Below are 20,961 nucleotides of genomic sequence, written 5' to 3' on the forward strand. Positions count from 1 at the left end.
CTAGCCCGACAGGTTGAAGTTGCCGTTGGACCCGTAGACGGCCAGCGATACCAACAGCGTCACCGAGATGACGACGACCAGTGATGTCCGAACGGCCGTTCCCACGGCCACGCCCACACCCGAAGGGCCACCGGCGGCGAAGAAGCCGAAATAGGTGTGCACGAGCAGGACCGCGATCGCCATCAGAATCGCCTGCAGAAACGACCACATCAGGTCTATTGGATTAAGGAATGTGCTGAAGTAATGGTTGTACAGGCCGGCGGACTGCCCAAACATCACCACGGTCGTCAGCTTGCTGGCGACGAAGGACAAGATGACCGCTATCGAGTACAGGGGCGTGATCGCAACCATTCCAGCCACGATGCGGGTGCTCACCAGATATTCGACGGCGTGGATACCCATGGTTTCCAAAGCGTCGATCTCTTCATTGATCCGCATGGCGCCCAACTGCGCAGTGACACCGGCGCCGAACGTGGCCGCCAGGCCGATCCCGGCCACGACAGGCGCCGATATCCGCACGTTGATGAAAGCGGCCAGAAACCCGGTCAGGGCCTCAATGCCGATGTCGCCGAGCGAGCTGTAACCCTGTACCGCCAATGTGCCGCCCGCAGCCAGGGTGAGGAATCCGACGATGACGACGGTGCCGCCGATCATCGCCAATGTGCCAGCCCCCATGCTGATTTCGGCAATCAGCCGGATCACTTCGTGACGATATCTCCTGGCGGCGTGCGGAACGCCGCCCAGGGCGCGGCCATAAAATGCGGTGTGGTCGCCGATTCGCCCGATGGTCTCGATCGGTCTGTTCAGTTCCCGCGCCAATTGCGGGTGAAGCGTACGTATGCCAACCATCGATGCGCCCGGCTAGTCCGATGTCATCTGGATGCCGATGGCCGTAACCACCACGTTGACCACGAACAGCGCCATGAAGGCGTACACCACCGTCTCGTTGACGGCGTTACCCACCGCCTTGGCTCCGCCACCGCTGATCGTCAGACCGCGGTAACAGGCCACCAGACCGGCGATCAGGCCGAACAGTGCCGCCTTCACACACGAGATGATCACTTCGGGAACACCGGTGAGCAATGTGATGCCTGCGGCGAATGCGCCGGGATTGACGCCCTGGATGAAGATCGAGAAGGTGTAGCCCCCCAGGATTCCGATGATGACGACGAGGCTGTTGAGCAGCAGGGCCACCACACCCGATGCCAGCATTCGCGGCGTCACCAAGCGCTGAACGGGGTTGATGCCGAGCACCTCCATGGCATCGATCTCTTCACGGATGGTGCGTGATCCCAGATCAGCACACATCGCGGTGGCGCCGGCGCCGGCCACGATCAGCACCGTCACCATGGGCCCGACCTGGGTTACCGCCCCGAATGCCGCTCCGGCACCGGAGAGATCCGCCGCGCCCAGCTCTCGCAGCAGGATGTTCAGTGTGAAGCTGACCAGGACAGTGAACGGAATGGCGACCAGCACCGTGGGCATCAGCGACACGCGGGCCACGAACCAGGCCTGATCCAGCAGTTCCCTGCCCTGGAACGGCCTACGGAACAAGAACTTGACCGCGTCGGCCGACATGGCGAGCAGACCGCCGACCGCCTGCATGGTTCCGGTTCCGCCGGATCCGAGCGCCCGTAGTCCTGAAGACCAGCGGTCTTGGGCACTGTTCACCATGTACCGCAAACCCTTCGCTGGTGGTTCGACCGAACCCGGTCGGCTCGCCGGCTCGGCGGCCAAAGACACGGTGACAGCCGAGGGTGTCCGGCGACACACTCTGTCCCACCTACCGGGAGGCGTCGCAGCGCCAGGGCGCGGCGGGCGGGAACGTAGCCTGCTGTCCGGGTGCATCACGCCCATCACGCCCATCACAGCGACAGGAGTAACCCTGTGCCACTGCCCACCGAACCCTCCCGCGGTCTCTCGCGCTACGTCGACCGGCGAGTACTGATCACCGGCGGAGGATCCGGCATCGGCCAGGCCTGCTTACTTCGGATTCTTGCCGAGGGGGGCCAGGTTGTAGCAGCGGACATCAGCGCCGACGGTTTGCGCGACACGGTCGCCAAAGCCGGCGACCTCGCAGACCGCCTGTCAACGGTGCAGATGGACATCAGTGACGAGCAGTCAGTTCGCGCAGGCGTGGCCCAAGCGCTCGAGCTGCTGGGAGGCTTGGACACGCTGGTCAACGCCGCCGGAATCCTTCGCTCCTCACATCTGGCCCAGACCACCCTGTCCGACTTCGAGCAAGTGATCCGTATCAACCTGATCGGCACCTTCCTGGTGACGCGGGAGGCCATCGCCGCGCTGCATGAAGGCAAGGGGCCATCGGTGGTGAACTTCAGCTCGACCTCCGCCCACTTCGCCCACCCGTACATGGCCGCTTACGCGGCATCCAAGGGCGGCGTGCTGTCAATGACCCACGCCTGGGCGATGGAGTTCGCGCGAGCGGGCATCCGGTTCAATTCCGTGCAACCCGGCTCGATCGCGTCGGGGATGACCGACGGCTCGGGCCTGTCGCGTCAAAGCGTCGGACCCGGTCTACCCGAGGACGCCGATTTCACGCTGTTCGGCAAGGTCGCGCCGATGTTGCCACTTGACGGCAGGGCGATCTTCGCCAGCCCCGACGCCGTAGCGGGTGTGGTGGCCATGCTGGGAAGCGACGATGCCCACTTCATCACCGGTACCGAGGTTCGGATCGACGGCGGCTCCCACATGTAGTGCGAGGCATTCCACGGCGCCAGCCACCTACGACCGAACGGAGGACAGGATGAAGACCGCAGGCCTACTGTGCGCGCTCTTGGTGCTGACGGTAACCGGAATGCTCACTTCCCCACCGGGCAAGTCCGAACCGTTCTTCGCAAACTACCAACTTGTGCTGACCGGCCGCTACGACTTCCACACCTGGGCATGGACGGTATCGCACTGTCTACCGGCAGCCGACGACTGCGCGCACATCCAAGCGATACCCATGCCCGTGGCCAAGGCCTTCGAATACTCCGGCGACGCCCACCTCGCCGAGGGTCGGTATACCCTCGCCGTCGACGTTCCGGACGGATTACGTTGCGGCAACGTCTATTATGGTCCCGCTATCCCGACGCATGACCTGTACACCTGGGACGCAGGCACACTGCAAGGAACGCTGACATCGTCGTTCGCCAGCGGCTGCGATGGTGCACCGACCGGAACCCTCACCTACCCGCTTTCACTGGTCCGACTCTGAGCCCATGCGCTGACTGATCACGCATCACCCAGCAAAGTGGCGGCGTAGTCGTCGACGTAGCGATAGAGACTGCGATCGGGACGCTCGTAGAGCCCGGTGCCCACGGGCTTCTTGGGCAGGCTCACGCGCCGGTGCTCCACCTCCCGATACGGAATGGAATCCAGCAGGTGCGCCATCATGTTCAGTCGCGCGTGCTTTTTGACTTCGGACTCGACCAGATACCAGGGGCTCGCCGCCGTATCGGTGCGCTCCATCATCTCGTCGCGCGCCCGGGAGTAGTCCTCCCACCGGCGCAACGCTTCGATGTCCATCGGTGACAGTTTCCACTGCCGCAGCGGATCGTTGCGGCGCTTGCGGAATCGGCGCAGCTGCTCGGCCTGTGAAACCGAGAACCAGTACTTGCGCAACAAGATTCCGTCGTCGATCAGTAGCTGCTCGAAAACCGGCGCCTGCTTGAGGAATTGCGTGTGCTCCTCCGGCGTGCAGAAGCCCATGACCTTTTCCACCCCGGCCCGGTTGTACCAGGATCGGTCGAAGAGCGTGATCTCACCGCGGGCCGGCAGGTGTTCGACGTAGCGCTGGAAGTACCACTGGCCTCGCTCACGTTCGGTGGGGGCCGGAAGCGCGGCGATACGCACCGTGCGTGGGCTCAGGTACTCGGTAACCCGCTTGATGACGCCGCCCTTGCCGGCGGCATCGCGGCCCTCGAAGATGACCACCACCCGGGATCCCGTGGCCCGCACCCACTCCTGAAGTTTCACGAATTCGCTTTGTAGGCGCAGGAGTTCTTTTTCGTACACGTCGTCGGCGAGGCGCCGCGTGGCGGCTTCGAACTCGTTGTCGCTCACTGTGCTGCCTCCAGTAGTTCGGCCAGCGCCTCATCCAACAGTGCCGAGACCATTCCTACGTCACTCATGGCCTTGCGGTCGGCATTGACCCCGAAGTAGAGCGTGCCGTTGTAGGACGTCACCCCGATGGTCAGCGCCTTGTTGGGCAGCAGCGGAGGCACGCTGTAGGTCTCGAGCAGTTTCGCGCCGCAGACGTAAAGCTGCCGCTGGGCACCCGGCGCATTGGTGATCAGCAGGTTGAACACTCGGCCGGAGAAGCCGGCGAACGCGGTCGCGACCCGCACCCCCATGGCGTGCAGGGTGGGCGGTGCAAAACCCGCTACCGTCAAGATCGTGCGGGCGTCCACCAGCCCGGTCGAGGTGGGATGTGACTCCGTGGCGTAGGCGATCTGCGAGAGCCGGACTACCGGATTCGGCTCTCCGACGGGAAGATCCACCAGGAACGGGGTCACGGCACCGATTGGCTGGGCAGCGGAGTCCAATTCGTGGTCCGGGTACACCGACAACGGTGCCATCGCCCGCACGGTCCGAGTCGGCCCGACTGGCTCGCCGCGCGACAACAACCAGTTCCGTAGCGCTCCGGTGATCACGGCGAGAACGACGTCGTTGATGGCACAGTCGTAGCGGGCCCGCACCGTTCGATAGTCCTCGAGTGCTCCATGGGCGACGGTGAACAGCCGATTCTGGGATACCTCGGTGTTCAACGGGCTCTGCGGAGCGGTACCGCGCACGATGGTCCGTGCCGCATCGAACGCCTTGCGGCCCACCCACGTCAGCGGACTGCCGATCGTCGATCCGACCGCCTGCAGCTGGGTCCGAGGAGCCGCGACCCAGTCCCCCACCGCACCCAGCACCAGTTCGACGGCCCCGGGCTCATCACGGGGCACCCAGATGTCTTCGTCGAACGGTGGCGGGCGTTGCGACCGGTCGACCAGGACGTGCCCCATGGCCGGTGCCGCCATGCCATTGACCAGGGCCTGGTGAGACTTGATGTAGATGGCGATGCGATTGTCGGCCAGCCCCTCGATCAGATAGACCGCCCACAGCGGCCGGGCCCGGTCCAGCGACTGTTGACTCAACCGCGCGACCAGTTCATGCAGCTGCCGATCGCTGCCCGGCGACGGGACCGCCAGATGACGTACGTGATAGGTGATGTCGAACTCGTGGTCATCCACCCACACCGGGCGCGCCAGGCTCATCGTGACCTGGCGGATCTTCTGGCGGTAGCGCGGGATCTGTGGCAGCCGCCGTTCGACGGTCTCCAACAGCTTGTCGTAGCCCAGCCCGCCCCGAGGGTTGCGCAGGATGAACAGCGACTGCACATACATCGGCGTCGTCGTGTTCTCCAACCGGTAGAACGACGCCTCCGACGCCGACAGCCGGTTCACCATCGTGGCCTGTCCTCCCTGCTGACTCGATCCGGCCCGACGCTGATGCAGCCCCGGATCGGAGAAAAACACTGCCGCTCACGGTAGCCCGCCGCCGGACCGCCGCGCAGGCGGATACGCCGCAGCCGTGACTGTGCGATGATCGCCGCACATGCCTGCCACTCTCCAGCAGGACCGTCGCCCCGACCGTCATTGGAGAGCTGCCGTGCCCACCGAACCCTCCCCACACCACAGCCCGGCCGTCGCGCCGGTGATCGACTACGAACCGCCCGCCCGCGCAACGGTGCCCCACCGGCCTAAGCCCTCGCCCATCTCCCCGGGACCCGCGCGGCCCCGCGCTGGGCGTGCCACCCGAACGAGGCCCGACCGGCACGTCCGTAATGCGTTGCCGGCCCGGTTACAGTCGGCCGCGGTGTTCGCCGACGCGGCACTGCGCCGCGTCCTGGAAGTCGTGGATGGGCGTCGGCCATCGACACATCTGCTACCGCTGCTTGCCGCAGGGCTCGCCGAGACCGTGTTCACGCTCCGGCCGCCGACGCCGGCGGGCCGATCGGAGCCTGCCACTTTGCAGCGGGTACGCGTGCAATCGGTCGGCTCGGGTGAGCCGACCGGCGCGGTGGAGGCGTTCGGTACCTACCGCCGAGGACAGCGCACGCACGCGCTGGCCTGCCGCATCGAGTCAGGCCCCCGCCCCGGCCTAGACGGAAACGGCACAGCCTGGCGAATCGTGGCCCTGCACATCGGTTGAGTGCCTTGGGTTCCCGGCCGTCGGCAGGACCTCAGCTCTTGCGCGGCACCTTCGGCAACCGGCCGCCGCGACCCTCACGACGGGCGGCCTCGCGCCGCTCGCGACGGGAGGTTCCAGCGGGCTGCAGACTACCGCCGCCCCGCACTGTGGCAGAACCGTCCTCGTCGGGACCCGAATAGGTCAGCCCCGCCGCACCATCGGCTCCGTCCGCTCCGTTAGCGCCGTCCGCTCCGTTGGCGCCGTCGATACCCTTGGCCCGCAACGCGAACTCCGCCAGCCCCTCCGGGGCGTCCACGGGCGCGACCGCCTGCTTCGGGACAGCTTCAACAGCGACATTGAACAGGAATCCGACCGATTCCTCTTTGAGCCCGTCGAGCATGCCGCGGAACATGTCGAAGCCTTCGCGCTGGTATTCGACCAGCGGGTCACGCTGCGCCATTGCCCGCAGGCCGATGCCTTCCTTGAGGTAGTCCATCTCGTAGAGGTGCTCGCGCCACTTGCGGTCGAGAACGCTCAGCAGTACGCCGCGTTCCAGCTCACGCATGGCCCCTGCTCCGGCAACGTCATCGACCTGGGCCTCGCGCGCCGCGTAAGCGTTTTCGGCGTCGGCGATCAGGGCGTCCAACAGTTCGTCGCGGGTCAGGTCATCGGCCTCGCCAACGTCGTCGGCGTGCAGCAGTTCGTGATAGTCGATGCCCACCGGGTAAAGCGTCTTGAGCGCTGTCCACAACTGCTCGAGGTCCCAGTCCTCCGCATATCCCTCGCCGGTGGCGCCGTCGACGTAGGCGGTGATCACGTCCACGAGCATGTCGTGGGCCTGCTCGGCAAGGCTCTCGCCGTCAAGGATGCGGCGACGCTCGGCGTAGATCACCTTGCGCTGCTGGTTCATCACCTCGTCGTACTTGAGGACGTTCTTGCGGATCTCAAAGTTCTGCTGCTCGACCTGGGTCTGGGCACTCTTGATCGCCCGGGTGACCATCTTGGCCTCGATCGGCACATCGTCAGGCAGGTTCAGACGTGTCAGCAACGTCTCCAGCGCCGCACCGTTGAAACGGCGCATGAGCTCGTCGCCCAGCGACAGGTAGAACCGTGACTCGCCCGGGTCTCCCTGGCGGCCGGACCGGCCGCGCAGCTGGTTGTCGATGCGCCGAGACTCGTGTCGCTCGGTGCCCAGCACGTAGAGTCCGCCGGCCTCGATCACTTCCTCGGCCTCGGCGGCCGCCTCCGCCTTGATCTGACGCAGCGCCTCATCCCATGCGGCCTCGTACTCCTCCGGGGTCTCCACCGGGTCCAGGCCCTGGCTGCGCAGCCGCTGGTCAGCGAGGAAGTCGACGTTGCCGCCGAGCACGATGTCGGTACCACGACCGGCCATGTTGGTCGCCACAGTGATCGCGCCGCGGCGGCCCGCCTCGGCGATGATGTGCGCCTCACGCTCATGCTGCTTGGCATTGAGGACGTTGTGGGGAACGCGACGCTTGGTCAGTTGCTTGGACAGGTACTCCGAGCGCTCCACGCTGGTGGTGCCGATCAGCACCGGCTGGCCCGCCTCGTAACGCTCAGCGACGTCATCGACGACGGCGAGGAACTTGGCTTCCTCGGTCTTGTAGATGAGGTCGATCTGGTCGATGCGCGACATCGGCTTATTGGTCGGAATCGGCACCACGCCCAGCTTGTAGATCTCGTGCAGCTCGGCGGCCTCGGTCTCGGCGGTGCCCGTCATGCCGGCGAGCTTGTCGTAGAGCCGGAAGTAGTTCTGCAGGGTGATGGTGGCCAGGGTCTGATTCTCGGCCTTGATCTCCACCCGCTCTTTGGCCTCGATGGCCTGGTGCATGCCCTCGTTGTAGCGCCGACCCACCAGAACGCGGCCGGTGAACTCGTCGACGATGAAGACCTCACCGTTGCGGACGATGTAGTCCTTGTCCCGGTTGAACAGCTCCTTGGCCTTCAAGGCGTTGTTGAGGTAACTGACCAGCGGCGAGTTGGCGGCCTCGTAGAGGTTCTCGATGCCGAGCTGGTCCTCGACGAATTCGACCCCGACCTCGTGAACACCGATGGTGCGCTTGCGCAGGTCCACTTCGTAGTGGACGTCTTTCTCCATCAGCGGCACGATCCGGGCGAACTCGCCGTACCAAGTGGAGCTTCCATCGGCCGGCCCGGAGATGATCAGCGGGGTGCGGGCCTCGTCGATCAGGATGGAGTCGACCTCGTCGACGATGGCGAAGTAGTGCGGCCGCTGTACCAACTGGTCCAGCGAATGCGCCATATTGTCGCGGAGATAGTCGAAGCCGAACTCGTTGTTGGTGCCATAGGTGACATCGGCGTTGTAGGCGACGCGTCGCTCGTCCGGGGTCATCTGCGACAAGATCACCCCGACCTCCAGCCCGAGGAACCGGTGCACCCGGCCCATCCACTCGCTGTCGCGTTTGGCCAGGTAGTCGTTGACGGTGACGACGTGCACGCCCTTGCCGGCGATCGCATTGAGGTAGGCCGGCAACACACAGGTCAGGGTCTTGCCCTCACCGGTCTTCATCTCGGCGACGTTGCCGTAGTGCAGCGCCGCGCCACCCATGAGCTGAACGTGGAAGGGCCGCTGGGTCAACACCCGCCACGCAGCCTCACGGGCCACCGCGAACGCCTCGGGCAGCAGGTCATCGAGGGTCTCGCCGCCTTCATGGCGGGCGCGGAACTCGTCGGTCTTCGCCCGCAGCTCGGCGTCGGTGAGCGCTTCGACATCCGCGGAGAGGGTGTCGATGTAGTCCGCGACCTTTCTGAGCCGTTTGACCATGCGGCCTTCACCAAAACGCAGCAACTTGGACAGCACGGCTATGTCCCCTACTCAGTCTTCGGCATTACGAGCGTCACCCATGGTAGGTGACACCGATGCCAAGGGCGGCAGCGCGCCGCCAACGCAGTTCGGAAAGGCAGTGGCCTCAGACGAGTCGGATCAGCCCGTAGTCATAGGCATGCCGCCGGTAGACCACCGAGGGTTGGTCGGTCTCCTTGTCGTGGAACAGGAAGAAGTCGTGACCCACCAGCTCCATCTCGTAGAGCGCGTCATCGACTGACATGGGCGTGGCGGTGTGTTCCTTGGTGCGCACGATCTGGCCGGGCTCATGCTCGTGGCCCTCACCGTGTCCGGCAGCCTCACGGTGGTCAGGTTCGGCGGTGCCGTCCAGGTCGAACGCGCCCGCGAGGAACTCCGGGTCCAGATTGGTGACACCGGTGGCCTCGGCCACCGACACCGGCGTCTTGTCACCGTAGGAGACGTTGCGCCGGCCCTTGTCACGACGCAACCGGCTCTCCAGCCGGTTGATCGCCGCCTCGAATGCGGCGTAGAAGCTGTCCGCACGGGCTTCCCCACGAATCACCGGGCCGCGACCGTGGGCGGTGATGTCGATCTGCTGGCAGGATTTTCGCTGACGACGATTGTTGGCGTGCTTGAGTTCGACATCGAACAGGCGAATAGACCGGTCGAGACGCTCTACCCGGGCTAGCTTCTGCGCAACGTAAACGCGGAAGTGGTCTGGAATCTCGACGTTCCGACCCTTGACCACAATCTCGGCGCCCGCCTCATCGGGTCGGTCCTGAACATCGACCGAAGCCACGCTGGATTCCACAAACTGATTTGCCATGTTCGACACTCTCCTATCGTCTCGACCACGTACTCATAAGGTCCACCGGCCCTTGATGACGACCGTAGCCATGCCGCCGGAGACGTGCCACTGATTTGACACACCCATTTGGCACAGGCTCATACCGAAGCGATCACGAGCGCCGCCGACACCGGCACCCGGGCATGCCGCAGCACCCGCACCGTCTCTGCCAAGGTGGCGCCGGTCGTGACCACGTCATCGACAACCAGGACGTCGCCCATCGCTGCGCAGCGCTCCGGCAACCGGCGCCGGCGCAGCACCACCTGACCGGCGACGTTGCGTTCCCGGGCTGCACTGCCCAGACCGACCGAGTCGCGCGTCAGGGCCCGCATCCGCAACATCGGTGCCACCGTCACGCCGCAGTGACGGCCCGCCACCGCCGCGGCTATCCGGGTGATCGGATCACCTCCGCGCCGGCGAGCGGCACTGCGCCGGGTGGGAGCAGGGATCAGCGTCAGCGGCAGTCCCACCAGCTGCCAACACAGCAGGCGCTGCACCGCCGCGTCCAGTGCCCCAGCCAGCGGGACGACCAGATCGGCGCGCCCCCGTTCCTTGACCCCGACGATCGCCTGGCGGCGAGCCCCGGCGTAGCGGCCCAGCGCGAACACCGGCACCTGCGGGTCCAGACGCGGGGTGACCACCCGCGGCTCGCCGGGACCGATCATCAACTGCGCTGAGCAGAGGGCACACCACCGGGTGCCGGGCACACCGCAGCCCCCGCACTGCAGGGGTAGCACCGCATCAAGCACACTTCGAGATGCTGCCCCCAGGCTCTGACAAGTCGACCTGCGCCGGTTTCTACTCCCCCGCCAGGTCCGCCGACAGGTCAGCGACTGCCGTCCCCTCCGGAACCCGCACCTCCTCGATGGGCTCGGGCCGGTCGTCGAATTCCAGGCGCAGCGCCCGGCAGATGGTCGCGTGCATGTCATACATGCAGGTGATGTAGGTCAGCTCCATGATCTCGGGGTCGGACAGATTCTCTTTGAGCACCGCGAAGACCTCATCGGACACCCGGCCGCCGTCGTAGACCAGGGCGTCGGTGTAGGCCAGCACCGCCCGCTCGATCCGGGAGAACGCGTCGCTGACCTGCCAGGACGGCAACGCCGCGATCTTGTCCTCGGGTATGCCCAGTGAACGCATCTGTTTGCAGTGTTGCGAGAACACGAACTGACTGCCGCGGGCATAACCGGCGCGGGCCTGGCCGAGCTCGCGCAGCAGCGGGTCGAGCGAAGCGTTGCGGTAGAGGGCGAAGCCGCGCACGGCGTGGGAGAACACCTGCGGCGCCTGGGCGAAGACCGTCCACCAATCCCCGGGTGTGCCGTGGATGGTGCGATGGCCCCCGGGCTGCGCCGCGGAGGATTCGGGGTCCAGCGGGTCTACACCCGCACCGAACAGCCGGTCATAGAAGAACAGGATCTGCTCGTCGGTGACCTCAGCGCGCGGAATCTCGCGGAGTCGGGGCATGAGTTTGTGTCCTTTCCGGCGTTCGAGTCAACGACTCCTACGCTAGGCGGCACTTCGAGGCAAGAGGTATTTGGTCCCCAATTCAACTGACGCTCGACCCCAATTCACTTCTGGCATAACCTATTTCGGCCTACCCGTGATGGGAATTGGCCTATCGAAGGTACATGGCGTCAATGCCAGTGCCGGCCGGAACTCGACCGTGGTGTTTCCACTACCGGTAGACATCATCACGCCGTTCCTGGGGGCGCGGCGCAGGCGCTGCGCGCGAACAAGCCAACCTAGCGCGACACCATTCCACCGTCGGCGTGGATGGTCTGGCCAGTGATGTAGCTACCGGCGTCGGAGACCAGAAGCAGTACCGGGCCGACCATCTCGTCGGGATCGGCGATGCGCTGCAGCAGTGTGGCGGCGGCCAGGGACGCGACGAACTCCGGCGGATTGTTACGCACCATGTCGGTGTCGACCGGGCCAGGAGCAATCGCGTTGACCCGGATCCGCGACGACGCCAGCTCAGCCGCCATCGACCGGGTGTAGGAGACCAGGGCGGCCTTGGCCGCCGAGTACATCGACGTCGCCGGCGAGAAGACGAAAGCACCGGCCGACACCACGTTGACGATCGCGGCGTGCTCACTCTTTCGCAAGTACGGCAGCGCCGCCTGAACCAAGAACACCGGCCCCTGAAGATTCACTCCGAACGATTTGTTCAACGCCTCCGGTGTGATCTGGCCCAACGGCAGCGCCAGCGCATTGGCCGCGTTGTTGATGACGATGTCCACACCGCCGAACCGCTGCACCGTGGCGTCGACCAGATGCTGGATCGCATCGACATCACCGAGGTGGGTGGGTACGCCCAGTGCCTGGGCACCGGCCTGGCGCAGTTGCTCGGCGGCGCGCTCGCAGGCCTCGCTCTTGCGGCTGGCCACGACCACGTTGGCACCGGCGGCGGCAAGCCCATGGGCCACCGATAGTCCGATGCCGCGAGTACCGCCAGTGACGATGGCGGTGCGCCCGGTCAGGTCGAACAACGCGCTGAGAGCAGACCTGTCCACGGCAATCTCCTTGTCTTGACAAAGGCGCCTGCAGCGTAGTTCACCCCCACAGCCCGGCCTTTCGGCGGATCGGGGCTTTGTACCCTGTGATTCCGCGAGCCACGCCGTTACCGTGAGCAATGCCAGCGTGCGCCCTGCGGCGACGGCTCCAGCGAGAGGACGCGAAGTGGTCACGGTGTTTCTGGTCGATGATCACGAAGTGGTCCGCCGCGGCCTGATCGACCTCCTGGGCGCCGACCCCGAGCTGGACGTGGTCGGCGAGGCCGGCTCGGTGGCCGAGGCCCTGGCCCGAATACCGGCACTGAACCCCGATGTCGCGGTACTCGACGTCCGGCTGCCGGACGGCAACGGCATCGAACTGTGCCGTGAGCTGTTGTCGCGAATGCCTGAGCTGCGGTGCCTGATCTTGACTTCGTTCACCTCCGATGAAGCCATGCTCGATGCCATCCTGGCCGGCGCCAGCGGCTACATCGTCAAGGACATCAAAGGCATGGAGCTGGCGCGCGCGGTCAAGGAAGTCGGCGCCGGACGGTCATTGCTCGACAACCGGGCAGCAGCCGCCCTGATGTCCAAGCTGCGCGGTGCCGCCGCCAAACCCGACCCGCTATCCGGCCTGTCTGAACAGGAGCGGAAGCTGTTGAGCCTGTTGGCCGAAGGCTTGACCAACAAGCAGATCGCCGACCGGATGTTTCTGGCGGAGAAGACCGTCAAGAACTATGTCTCTCGCCTGCTGGCCAAGCTGGGGATGGAACGCCGGACTCAGGCCGCGGTCTTCGCCACCAAGATCGAGCGTTCGCACCATGACTGATCATGCCCCTCACGAGCACTCATACCCCTTGCGCGACAAACTGTCTCAACTGCGCCTAGGCGATCTGTTGGCCGGCGTCCAGGATCGTGTTGAGCAGATCGTGGAGGGTCGAGATCGCCTCGACGGCCTGCTGGCGGCCATGCTGGTGGTCACCTCAGGCCTAGATCTGGACGCCACCTTGCGTTCTATCGTGCAGACGGCGACCAATCTGGTCGACGCAAAATACGGCGCGCTGGAAGTGCACGACCACCACCGCCGAATGCAGCAGTTCGTCTACGAGGGCATCGACGACGACACGTTCGCCCGAATCGGTCGGCTACCCCAGCAGGTCGGAGTAGTCGGCCTGCTGATCGACGAGCCGCAGATCCTGCGGTTGGACGACCTCTCCAAACATCCTGCCTCGATAGGCTTTCCGCCGGCGCACCCTCCGATGCGGACATTCCTGGGTGTGCCGGTGGGTGTTCGCGGCGAGGTGGTCGGCAACCTGTACCTCACCGAGAAGGCCAACGGGCAGCCGTTCAGCGAGGACGACGAGGTGCTGGTGCAGGCGCTGGCCGCCGCGGCCGGCATCGCCATCGCCAATGCCCGCCTGTACGCCCAGGCCAAGGCGCGACAGTCCTGGATCGAATCCACCCGCGACATCGCCACCGAACTGTTGTCCGGCACCGACCCCAGCACGGTGTTCAGGCTGATCGCCGAAGAAGCCGCCAAGCTCACCGGTGCCGAGTCGGCGCTGGTAGCCATACCGGTCGACGAGGACACCCCCGAAACTGAGGTCCGCGAGCTGCTGGTAGTCGAAACTGTAGGCACCGCAATGGCTTCGATCACCGGGGAAACGGTCGCGGTCAGCGATTCCGCGGTCGGGCAGGCGTTCGCGCAACGAGAGCCCCGCCGGGTGGAACAGCTGACGTTGAACGGCGTCGGCGCTGCGGGCCCGGCGCTGATCCTGCCGCTACGGGCAACCGACGCCGTGGCCGGAGTCGTGGTCGCGATGCGACACCCCAACGCAGCACCGTTCAGCGCCGAGCAGCTCGCCATGATGGCAGCTTTCGCCGATCAGGCCGCGTTGGCCTGGCAGTTGGCCACCACCCAGCGCCGCATACACCAACTCGACGTGGTGACCGACCGGGACCGAATCGCACGCGACCTGCATGACCATGTGATCCAGCGGCTGTTCGCCGTCGGATTGTCGCTGCAGGGCACGATTCCGCGGACCCGCGACGCCGCGGTGCAGCGTCGACTGTCCGACGCGGTCGATGAGCTGCAGGGGATCATCGGCGAGATCCGCACCACGATTTTCGATCTGCACGGCGGATCCGCGACGGTGACACGACTGCGGCAACGACTGGACAACGCCGTGGCCCAGTTCTCTGGATCAGGACTGCACACCACCGTTCAATTCAACGGCCCGCTGTCCGTGGTGGAGCCGCCCTTAGCCGATCACGCCGAGGCGGTGGTCTCCGAAGCCGTCAGCAACGCGGTCCGGCATTCGGGTGCGACCACCTTGACCGTCCGAGTCACCGTCGAAGACGACCTCACCATCGAGGTGACCGACAACGGCCGCGGAATGCCGGAGGAGGTCACCCCCAGCGGCCTGACCAATCTGCGCCGGCGCGCCGAGGAGTCCGGCGGGACGTTTCGCGTCACGTCAGCCCCGGAAGGCGGCACCGTGCTGCACTGGTCGGCACCGCTTCTCTAGACCGCGTCGCGCGTCGATCCGATGCTCAGCGGCGTGTGCCACGCGACGGTGTCGCCCAACGGTCGCCGCGGAGTTGCCGGCAACGGGTCGGCGTTGATAGGGGCCCAACCCACCCGCAGCAGCATCTGCGGGTAGCCGCTGGTTCCGAATACGTCACGCCGGACTGCCGCTCGGGTTTCGGTGATCTCCAGCGGCTCGGTGACTGGACAGCTGGCCAGTCCCAATGCCGTCGCAGTCAGCAGCACCACACTGGTGGCCTCCCCGGCACGCAGCTGCGCCAGCCGATCATCAGACTCGGTGCCCAATGCCAGCATCACCGCGCGGTCATCGTCGGGAGCAGCCCCGGGGGGCTGGTCTAGGGCCGGACCGGCGAAGAGCCGGCCCGGAATCGCAGCCCCGGCATCCGGGGCCGGGATGCTATGCGCCGGCACCCCGGCCACCGACCCGTAACGCCCGCTCCACGCCGCCAGCTCCGCGAGGTAGTCGTAGTCGGTGCGATGTTGGAACACTGCACGGGCCACCACTGAGTTCAGCCGATCCAGCGCGTCGACCCGGCGCAACATCACCCCCGCCCGGGCCGCACGCGCGCCCATCAGCGCGACGTCGGCGTCGGCCACCGGCCAGTCACTGAAGTTCCGGCGATCAGTGCGCCGCCGCGGAATCGCCGCCGCCAGCGCAACGTCGACCTGCGCGAGATCAAGTTGGGGGCAGGGCGAACACAGCTCGATCGACGCCAGGTGGTCGGGTCGCGCCGGGTCGGGCAGCCGGCGCACCTTGACCCGCTGTCCGAACGCGGCGAACGCCACCACACAGTGGTGCAGCGCGGCACCACAACTCAAGATCATGCCCCGGCCGTCAGGGTCGACGTTGCGCAGCTGCAGATCGGGCTCGACGTAAAGATCCAGCCGCGGAGACGACAGCGTCAGGTCGGCCTGCCACCGCCACGGCTGAGAGTTGTGCACCGACGGTGCCCGAGTCGCCAACAACAATGCGGTTCGGATCGTCTCCCGCACCGACACCGCGAGCGGCTCACCCGCCGTCTGCTCCGCCACGGTCCGTCCCCTCTCTGGTCTCGCAGCCTCAACCGAGTTCCCGTTGAGCCCAAGAGAACCTGCCAGCCGTAACGATCCTCTGGTCCCCCCGGCCCGGACAGGGCACGAAGACCCGCACCTTCGACCGGGAGTCGGGACTTCTGGCCCTGCCTGCCCGCTCCCCGGCGGGCGTGAGGGCCTAGCCCGGCAGTACGGGCACGGCGCCGGTCACCATGAAAGGCCCCAGCGGCGCCCAGCCCTGCTCCTCCTCGGCGGCCGCGGACGACAGTGCCAGTACCCCGCGCGGGTCGGCCACATAGACCGTGGACGGGTCTGCCACGATCGTCGACACCGGCAACTGCAGATTGCCGCTGGGCGCATCGGAGTTCACCCCGTCGATGTTGACGTAGGACACCGGATGCTTCGGATCGGATCGGCTCACGACGATGTCGTCGCCGGTGCGCCAGGCCAGCGAGACCACCGAGGAGCCGAGTCCGAAGCCGAGCCGGCGCGGGTAGTGCAGCACGAATTGGCCGCCGGGCATCTGCTCGACGCCGGCCAGAATCACCTGGCCGCCGATCACCATGGCCGCACGGGTGCCATCGCGAGACAGCTGCAATTCGCTGATCGGTCCGGGGAACCGCGCGGAGACCGCCCCGGAGTCCACCGGGATTCGGGCCGGTCGCCCCGAAGCCACCTCCTGGATGGCCCGCAGCACGTTGTTGCCGTCGACCACCACCCACACCGCCTCGTCCAGCGACCAACTCGGCCGAGACAGCGTGTGTCCCTCGGCCGCCTGCACGGCCTCGCCCCCGAGGTCACCGATCCACAGCGTGGCCTCGGGCTCACCGGGGTGCACGACCACCGACGCCACTTGGCGTCCACTGCGCGACAACGCCGAGGACTCCTGGTCGGGCTCTCGGCCGAAGGCCCCGGGCACCCGGTTGGCCTGCTGCCCGTCCAGGACGAGCAGCGATCCACCCACCAGTGCGTGGACGCCGGCACCCGCGCCGTCGGAGGCACCGGGGTCGGTGGTGGCCACATCGGAGGTCGTCCATCCGTCGGGGAACCTGTCGTCCAGTGCGGCACCGTCGGCGTCGATCACATAGGGACCCTTGATGTCGGCTCGGGCGAACGTCCAGATCAGTTGCGCGGCAAGCAGTTGCCGGGTGTTGGGGTCGGTGGCCGACAGACTGTCCAGGTCGATCTTCGCACCGCCGTAACCGCGCCCCACTCCGCTTTTGCCACCGTCGGCGCGGGTCACCGGACCGCGCAGCCTCAGTGGTGGTGCCAGCAGATTGCGGACCCCGGCCATCTCCGGGCGAGGTCCGGCGATCAGCTTGGACACCAACTCGGTCGCCAGCTGATCGGAGTCGGACACCGCGACATAGCGGGGGTCGGGAACCACCGTCTTGCCAGTCGGATCGACAAAGTAGAGCGTATTGCGCTTGTAGGTGGCCTGGAACTGCTGCCAGTCCAGAAACACCCCGTTGGGCAGTCGGTCGATACGCCAACCGTCGGAGGTCTTCAGCAGCTCGATCGGCTCCGGCGCCGGCAGCGCACCCTCAGCCGTCTCGAACACACCCATGTCCGACAGCGAGCCCAACATGTCGGCACGCATGGTGACCGCCACGCGGCCGGCGCTGCGGGTCTCGACGAACACCACGTTGTCGATCAACAGGGCGCTGCCTGCGTCATCCCAGGAGTCGGACGCATCTTGGGTAAGGAACTGACGGGCCGCCCGATGCCGGTTGGCCGGGTCGGCGGTCGCCTTGAGGAATTCGCGCAACAGCACGTCGGGATCCATGCCCGGCGTGGGCTTGGGCAGCACCGAGGGCGGCGGCGCCTCCACCGTGCCGATCGCCTGTGGCGCCGACGTACTGGGCACCCCGGCGCACCCCGCCAGGCCGACGACCAGTCCTGTCACGGCCAGCATCACCGTCGTCCGGCCGCGGCGCATCATCCGACCCTCTCGGCATGTTCCCGGGCCCGCTGACGACGCTCCCGGCGTTCGGCGGGGCTCACCGGCTTCATCGGCAACGGGCTGGTGGTGACCTTGTGGCCGCGCACCAGCGGCAGGGTGAGCCGGAAGCACGCCCCCTTGCCCGGCTCACCCCATGCCTCCAGCCGGCCCTGGTGCAGGCGGGCGTCTTCCACACTGATCGCCAGCCCCAGCCCGGTTCCACCAGAACGCCGCACCCGCGACGGGTCGGCGCGCCAGAACCGGCTGAACACCAGCTTCTCCTCCCCTGGGCGCAAACCCACCCCGTGGTCGCGCACGGTGACGGCCACCGTGTCTTCGTCGGCGGCCATCCGGATCACCACCGGCCTGCGCTCGGCGTGGTCGATGGCGTTGGCAATCAGGTTGCGCAGGATGCGTTCCACCCGGCGCGGATCGACCTCAGCGATCACCGGATCACCCGGCATGTCCACCTTGAGCTGGACACCGGCCTCGGCGGTCAGATGACCCACGTTCTCCAGCGCGCTGTTGACCGTCGTGCGCAGGTCCACCGACTCCACGGACAATTCGGCCACCCCGGCGTCGTGCCGGGAGATCTCCAACAGATCGTTGAGCAGTGACTCGAATCGGTCCAGCTCACTGACCAGTAGTTCGGTGGACCGTCGTAGCGAGGGCTCCAGCTCGTCGCTGTGGTCATAGATCAGGTCGGCCGCCATCCGCACCGTGGTCAGTGGGGTGCGCAGTTCGTGGCTCACGTCGGAGGTGAATCGGCGCTGCAGATTGCCGAATTCCTCGAGTTGGGTGATCTCCCGTGACAGGCTCTCGGCCATGTCGTTGAACGACACGGCCAGCCGGGCCATGTCGTCTTCGCCGCGCACCGGCATGCGTTCGGACAGATGCCCCTCGGCGAAGCGCTCGGCGATACGCGACGCAGACCGCACCGGTAGCACCACCTGCCGCGACACCAGCAGCGCGATCCCGGCTAGCAACACCAGCAGCACCAGACCGCCGGTGGCGATCGTGCCCCGCACCATGCTGATCGTGTTGCGCTCGGTGCCCAGCGGATAAATCAGGTACAGCTCAAGATTGGTGATCCGCGAGGTGGTCGGGGTGCCGACCACCAGAGCCGGCCCGGAAAATCCCTCGACGTGCACGGTCGCGTACTGGTAGCTGACCTGCCCGGCCTTGACGAACTCGCGCAGCGCGGCCGGAACCTGATCGACCGGCCCAGCCGCAGTCGCCGCTCGTGGCCCCTCGCCGGGCACCACCAGCACCGCGTCGAAGGCACCGGCGGTGCCGCTGCCGGCGGCGGGGTCAGTTTTGGACATCAGGGTGTTGCGCGCCAACTGCAAACTCGAGGACAGTGAACGCGCTTCTTCGCCACCGACGATCCCGCCGGCGGTGACCCGCGCACGCACGATCTGTTCGGTGGCCGCCCGGACCTTGACGTCGAGCACCCGGTCGGTGATCTGACTGGTCAACACGAAGCCCAGACCCAGGATGACCACGGCCGACATACCCAGGGTGAGCACCACAACCCGGAGCTGCAATGAACGGCGCCAAGCGACCTGCACCGCACGGCGCAGTGTGTTCACACCGAGCAGCAGTGGACCCGATCGCCGGGGGCGCCGTCGGGAGCTGAAAATCACCGCAGCTGCTCCCCGGTGGGGATCACGGAGGTCCGGCCTTGTAGCCCACTCCTCGAACGGTCAGCACCACAGTCGGGTTCTCCGGGTCCTGCTCCACCTTGGCCCGCAGACGCTGGACGTGCACATTCACCAGCCGGGTGTCGGCCGGATGCCGGTATCCCCAGACCTGTTCGAGGAGCACCTCACGAGTAAACACCTGCCGCGGTTTGCGTGCCAGCGCCACCAGTAGGTCGAACTCCAGGGGGGTTAGCGAGATCTGCTCGCCGGCACGACTCACCTTGTGCGCCGGCACGTCGATGTCGATGTCGGCGATCGAGAGCATCTCGGCCGGTTCGTCGTCATTGCGGCGCAGCCGGGCCCGCACCCGGGCCACCAACTCCTTGGGTTTGAACGGCTTCATGATGTAGTCGTCGGCACCCGACTCCAGCCCGAGCACCACGTCGACGGTGTCGGTCTTGGCGGTGAGCATCACGATCGGCACACCGGAGTCTTTGCGCAGCACGCGACACACGTCGATGCCGTTCATTCCGGGCAGCATCAGGTCGAGCAGCACCAGGTCGGGCCGAAGCTCATGCACCGCGGTGAGCGCCTGGGTGCCGTCACCGACGACCGCGGTGTCGAAACCCTCCCCACGCAACACGATGGTGAGCATCTCGGCCAGCGACGCGTCGTCGTCGACGACAAGAATCCTTTGCCTCATGGCGTACATGGTGTCACCAGAACGAGACAAAACGCTGCTATCACACGCGCGTTTCGCAGAGTTACCCGCGCATCTGCGCAGTCAGATCAGCCGCCAGGCCGGCTGCGTCGACCGTGGGGCCGACCACCCGCCAGCGTCCGCCGAAGCCCGCCTGGGCCAACCCACGGTAGACCGCGCCGGTGCGGCGCTGCAGACCGTCGTCGCGCTCATAGCTGTCGCGGGCACGAGCGGCGTCGGCGTCCTCACGGTGCCGGGCCCGCTGCGCAGCGAGTTCGGTGGGCACATCGAGCAGCACCTGCCAATCCGGTGTGGGCAGTCCGAACCGGCCGAACTCCAATTCCCGCACCCAGTCCACCACCTCGCCGTCGGCGTCCTGGTGCAGCCGCGCCGCGCTGTAGGCGGCGCTGGAGGCGACGTACCGGTCGAGGATCACCACGTCGTGGCCGCCGAGCAGGGCGGCGATATGGTCCTTGGCGCCGGCGCGGTCCAGGGCGAAGAGCATCCCCATGGCATAGACCGAATCGGCCAGGTCCCCGTGCCCGCCGCGCAGCGCTTCGGCGGCCACATCGGCGGTCACCGACGCTCCGTAGCGCGGGAATGCCAGCGTGGCGACCGTTCGACCGTCACCTTCGATGGCCGTACGCAATCCCTGGGTCAGGGTGTTCTTGCCGGCGCCGTCAACGCCTTCGATCGCGATCAGCACGCGCCGAGCCTAATCCGCCACCGCGAACGTGAAGTTGGCTTCAC

General features: G+C 66.5%; 19 protein-coding genes. 5 read left to right on the forward strand and 14 right to left on the reverse strand.

Annotated features, from left to right (window positions below; all coding sequences use genetic code 11):
• Entirely contained in the window at positions 1 to 849 is an 849-nt protein-coding gene (locus G6N09_RS03510; RefSeq protein ID WP_083023849.1) for an MlaE family ABC transporter permease, read from the reverse strand.
• A gap of 12 nt (positions 850 to 861) precedes the next feature.
• Complete coding sequence (locus G6N09_RS03515; protein WP_083023848.1) at positions 862 to 1,674, reverse strand: MlaE family ABC transporter permease; 813 nt, start codon at positions 1,672 to 1,674, stop codon at positions 862 to 864.
• 213 nt (positions 1,675 to 1,887) lie between these two features.
• Here G6N09_RS03515 and G6N09_RS03520 point away from each other — a divergent pair, with 213 nt between their 5' ends.
• Both G6N09_RS03520 and G6N09_RS03525 read left to right on the forward strand, forming a co-directional pair.
• Entirely contained in the window at positions 1,888 to 2,715 is an 828-nt protein-coding gene (locus G6N09_RS03520) for an SDR family NAD(P)-dependent oxidoreductase (RefSeq protein ID WP_109558847.1), read from the forward strand.
• A gap of 100 nt (positions 2,716 to 2,815) precedes the next feature.
• Complete coding sequence (locus G6N09_RS03525; RefSeq protein ID WP_407662679.1) at positions 2,816 to 3,217, forward strand: hypothetical protein; 402 nt, start codon at positions 2,816 to 2,818, stop codon at positions 3,215 to 3,217.
• A 17-nt stretch (positions 3,218 to 3,234) separates the two neighbouring features.
• Here G6N09_RS03525 and ppk2 read toward each other — a convergent pair whose 3' ends face one another.
• Both ppk2 and G6N09_RS03535 read right to left on the reverse strand, forming a co-directional pair.
• Entirely contained in the window at positions 3,235 to 4,065 is an 831-nt protein-coding gene (ppk2, locus tag G6N09_RS03530) for a polyphosphate kinase 2 (protein WP_083023846.1), read from the reverse strand.
• A complete protein-coding gene (locus G6N09_RS03535) occupies positions 4,062 to 5,456 on the reverse strand; it encodes a WS/DGAT/MGAT family O-acyltransferase (RefSeq protein WP_083023845.1) in 1,395 nt (464 codons plus the stop codon). Before G6N09_RS03535 ends, ppk2 begins: the two co-directional genes overlap by 4 nt.
• Positions 5,457 to 5,604: 148 nt before the next feature.
• On the opposite strand from G6N09_RS03535, the gene G6N09_RS19710 reads away from it, so the two are divergent.
• Positions 5,605 to 6,201: an Rv3235 family protein gene (locus G6N09_RS19710; RefSeq protein WP_220096727.1), complete on the forward strand. Its 597-nt coding sequence runs from the start codon at positions 5,605 to 5,607 to the stop codon at positions 6,199 to 6,201.
• Between the two features lie 31 nt (positions 6,202 to 6,232).
• Here the strand turns inward: G6N09_RS19710 and secA are convergent, their stop codons facing one another.
• From secA to G6N09_RS03565, 5 genes are all read right to left on the reverse strand, one after another.
• The gene (gene secA, locus G6N09_RS03545) at positions 6,233 to 9,022 is read right to left on the reverse strand and encodes a preprotein translocase subunit SecA (protein WP_083023842.1); all 2,790 of its coding nucleotides are present in this window, start codon (positions 9,020 to 9,022) and stop codon (positions 6,233 to 6,235) included.
• 109 nt (positions 9,023 to 9,131) lie between these two features.
• A complete protein-coding gene (gene hpf / locus G6N09_RS03550; protein ID WP_083023840.1) occupies positions 9,132 to 9,833 on the reverse strand; it encodes a ribosome hibernation-promoting factor, HPF/YfiA family in 702 nt (233 codons plus the stop codon).
• 119 nt (positions 9,834 to 9,952) lie between these two features.
• On the reverse strand, positions 9,953 to 10,603 hold the full coding sequence (locus G6N09_RS03555) for a ComF family protein (RefSeq protein ID WP_083023837.1): 651 nt from the start codon (positions 10,601 to 10,603) through the stop codon (positions 9,953 to 9,955).
• A 49-nt stretch (positions 10,604 to 10,652) separates the two neighbouring features.
• Positions 10,653 to 11,318, reverse strand: a complete 666-nt coding sequence (locus G6N09_RS03560; RefSeq protein ID WP_083023834.1) for a carboxymuconolactone decarboxylase family protein — start codon at positions 11,316 to 11,318, stop codon at positions 10,653 to 10,655.
• A gap of 278 nt (positions 11,319 to 11,596) precedes the next feature.
• Positions 11,597 to 12,367, reverse strand: coding sequence for an SDR family NAD(P)-dependent oxidoreductase (locus tag G6N09_RS03565; protein ID WP_083023832.1), 771 nt, complete (start codon positions 12,365 to 12,367; stop codon positions 11,597 to 11,599).
• A 166-nt stretch (positions 12,368 to 12,533) separates the two neighbouring features.
• On the opposite strand from G6N09_RS03565, the gene dosR reads away from it, so the two are divergent.
• Both dosR and G6N09_RS03575 read left to right on the forward strand, forming a co-directional pair.
• Complete coding sequence (gene dosR / locus G6N09_RS03570; protein WP_083023829.1) at positions 12,534 to 13,175, forward strand: hypoxia response regulator transcription factor DosR/DevR; 642 nt, start codon at positions 12,534 to 12,536, stop codon at positions 13,173 to 13,175.
• Entirely contained in the window at positions 13,168 to 14,874 is a 1,707-nt protein-coding gene (locus G6N09_RS03575; RefSeq protein ID WP_083023827.1) for a sensor histidine kinase, read from the forward strand. Before dosR ends, G6N09_RS03575 begins: the two co-directional genes overlap by 8 nt.
• Here the strand turns inward: G6N09_RS03575 and G6N09_RS03580 are convergent.
• From G6N09_RS03580 to G6N09_RS03600, 5 genes are all read right to left on the reverse strand, one after another.
• Positions 14,871 to 15,926: an Acg family FMN-binding oxidoreductase gene (locus G6N09_RS03580; protein ID WP_083023825.1), complete on the reverse strand. Its 1,056-nt coding sequence runs from the start codon at positions 15,924 to 15,926 to the stop codon at positions 14,871 to 14,873. The two genes, G6N09_RS03575 and G6N09_RS03580, sit on opposite strands and share 4 nt — an antisense overlap.
• A 178-nt stretch (positions 15,927 to 16,104) precedes the next feature.
• Positions 16,105 to 17,841: an MtrAB system accessory lipoprotein LpqB gene (lpqB, locus tag G6N09_RS03585; protein WP_407662680.1), complete on the reverse strand. Its 1,737-nt coding sequence runs from the start codon at positions 17,839 to 17,841 to the stop codon at positions 16,105 to 16,107.
• A 23-nt stretch (positions 17,842 to 17,864) separates the two neighbouring features.
• Positions 17,865 to 19,514: an MtrAB system histidine kinase MtrB gene (gene mtrB / locus G6N09_RS03590; RefSeq protein ID WP_083023822.1), complete on the reverse strand. Its 1,650-nt coding sequence runs from the start codon at positions 19,512 to 19,514 to the stop codon at positions 17,865 to 17,867.
• A 22-nt stretch (positions 19,515 to 19,536) separates the two neighbouring features.
• Positions 19,537 to 20,223, reverse strand: coding sequence for a two-component system response regulator MtrA (gene mtrA / locus G6N09_RS03595; protein ID WP_019737852.1), 687 nt, complete (start codon positions 20,221 to 20,223; stop codon positions 19,537 to 19,539).
• 52 nt (positions 20,224 to 20,275) lie between these two features.
• Positions 20,276 to 20,917: a dTMP kinase gene (locus G6N09_RS03600; protein ID WP_083023819.1), complete on the reverse strand. Its 642-nt coding sequence runs from the start codon at positions 20,915 to 20,917 to the stop codon at positions 20,276 to 20,278.
• Positions 20,918 to 20,961: the final 44 nt, after the last annotated feature.

The organism is Mycolicibacter minnesotensis (genome assembly GCF_010731755.1).
Lineage (GTDB): Bacteria > Actinomycetota > Actinomycetes > Mycobacteriales > Mycobacteriaceae > Mycobacterium > Mycobacterium minnesotense.

Bases quoted from the DNA above. Each gene is read 5' to 3' on its own strand.
- G6N09_RS03510 (WP_083023849.1), bottom strand. From the start codon at position 849: ATGGTTGGCATACGTACGCTTCACCCGCAATTGGCGCGGGAACTGAAC.
- G6N09_RS03515 (WP_083023848.1), bottom strand. From the start codon at position 1,674: ATGGTGAACAGTGCCCAAGACCGCTGGTCTTCAGGACTACGGGCGCTC.
- G6N09_RS03525 (WP_407662679.1), top strand. From the start codon at position 2,816: ATGCTCACTTCCCCACCGGGCAAGTCCGAACCGTTCTTCGCAAACTAC.
- G6N09_RS03535 (WP_083023845.1), bottom strand. From the start codon at position 5,456: ATGGTGAACCGGCTGTCGGCGTCGGAGGCGTCGTTCTACCGGTTGGAG.
- G6N09_RS19710 (WP_220096727.1), top strand. From the start codon at position 5,605: ATGCCTGCCACTCTCCAGCAGGACCGTCGCCCCGACCGTCATTGGAGA.
- hpf (WP_083023840.1), bottom strand. From the start codon at position 9,833: ATGGCAAATCAGTTTGTGGAATCCAGCGTGGCTTCGGTCGATGTTCAG.
- G6N09_RS03560 (WP_083023834.1), bottom strand. From the start codon at position 11,318: ATGCCCCGACTCCGCGAGATTCCGCGCGCTGAGGTCACCGACGAGCAG.
- G6N09_RS03575 (WP_083023827.1), top strand. From the start codon at position 13,168: ATGACTGATCATGCCCCTCACGAGCACTCATACCCCTTGCGCGACAAA.
- lpqB (WP_407662680.1), bottom strand. From the start codon at position 17,841: ATGCTGGCCGTGACAGGACTGGTCGTCGGCCTGGCGGGGTGCGCCGGG.
- mtrA (WP_019737852.1), bottom strand. From the start codon at position 20,223: ATGTACGCCATGAGGCAAAGGATTCTTGTCGTCGACGACGACGCGTCG.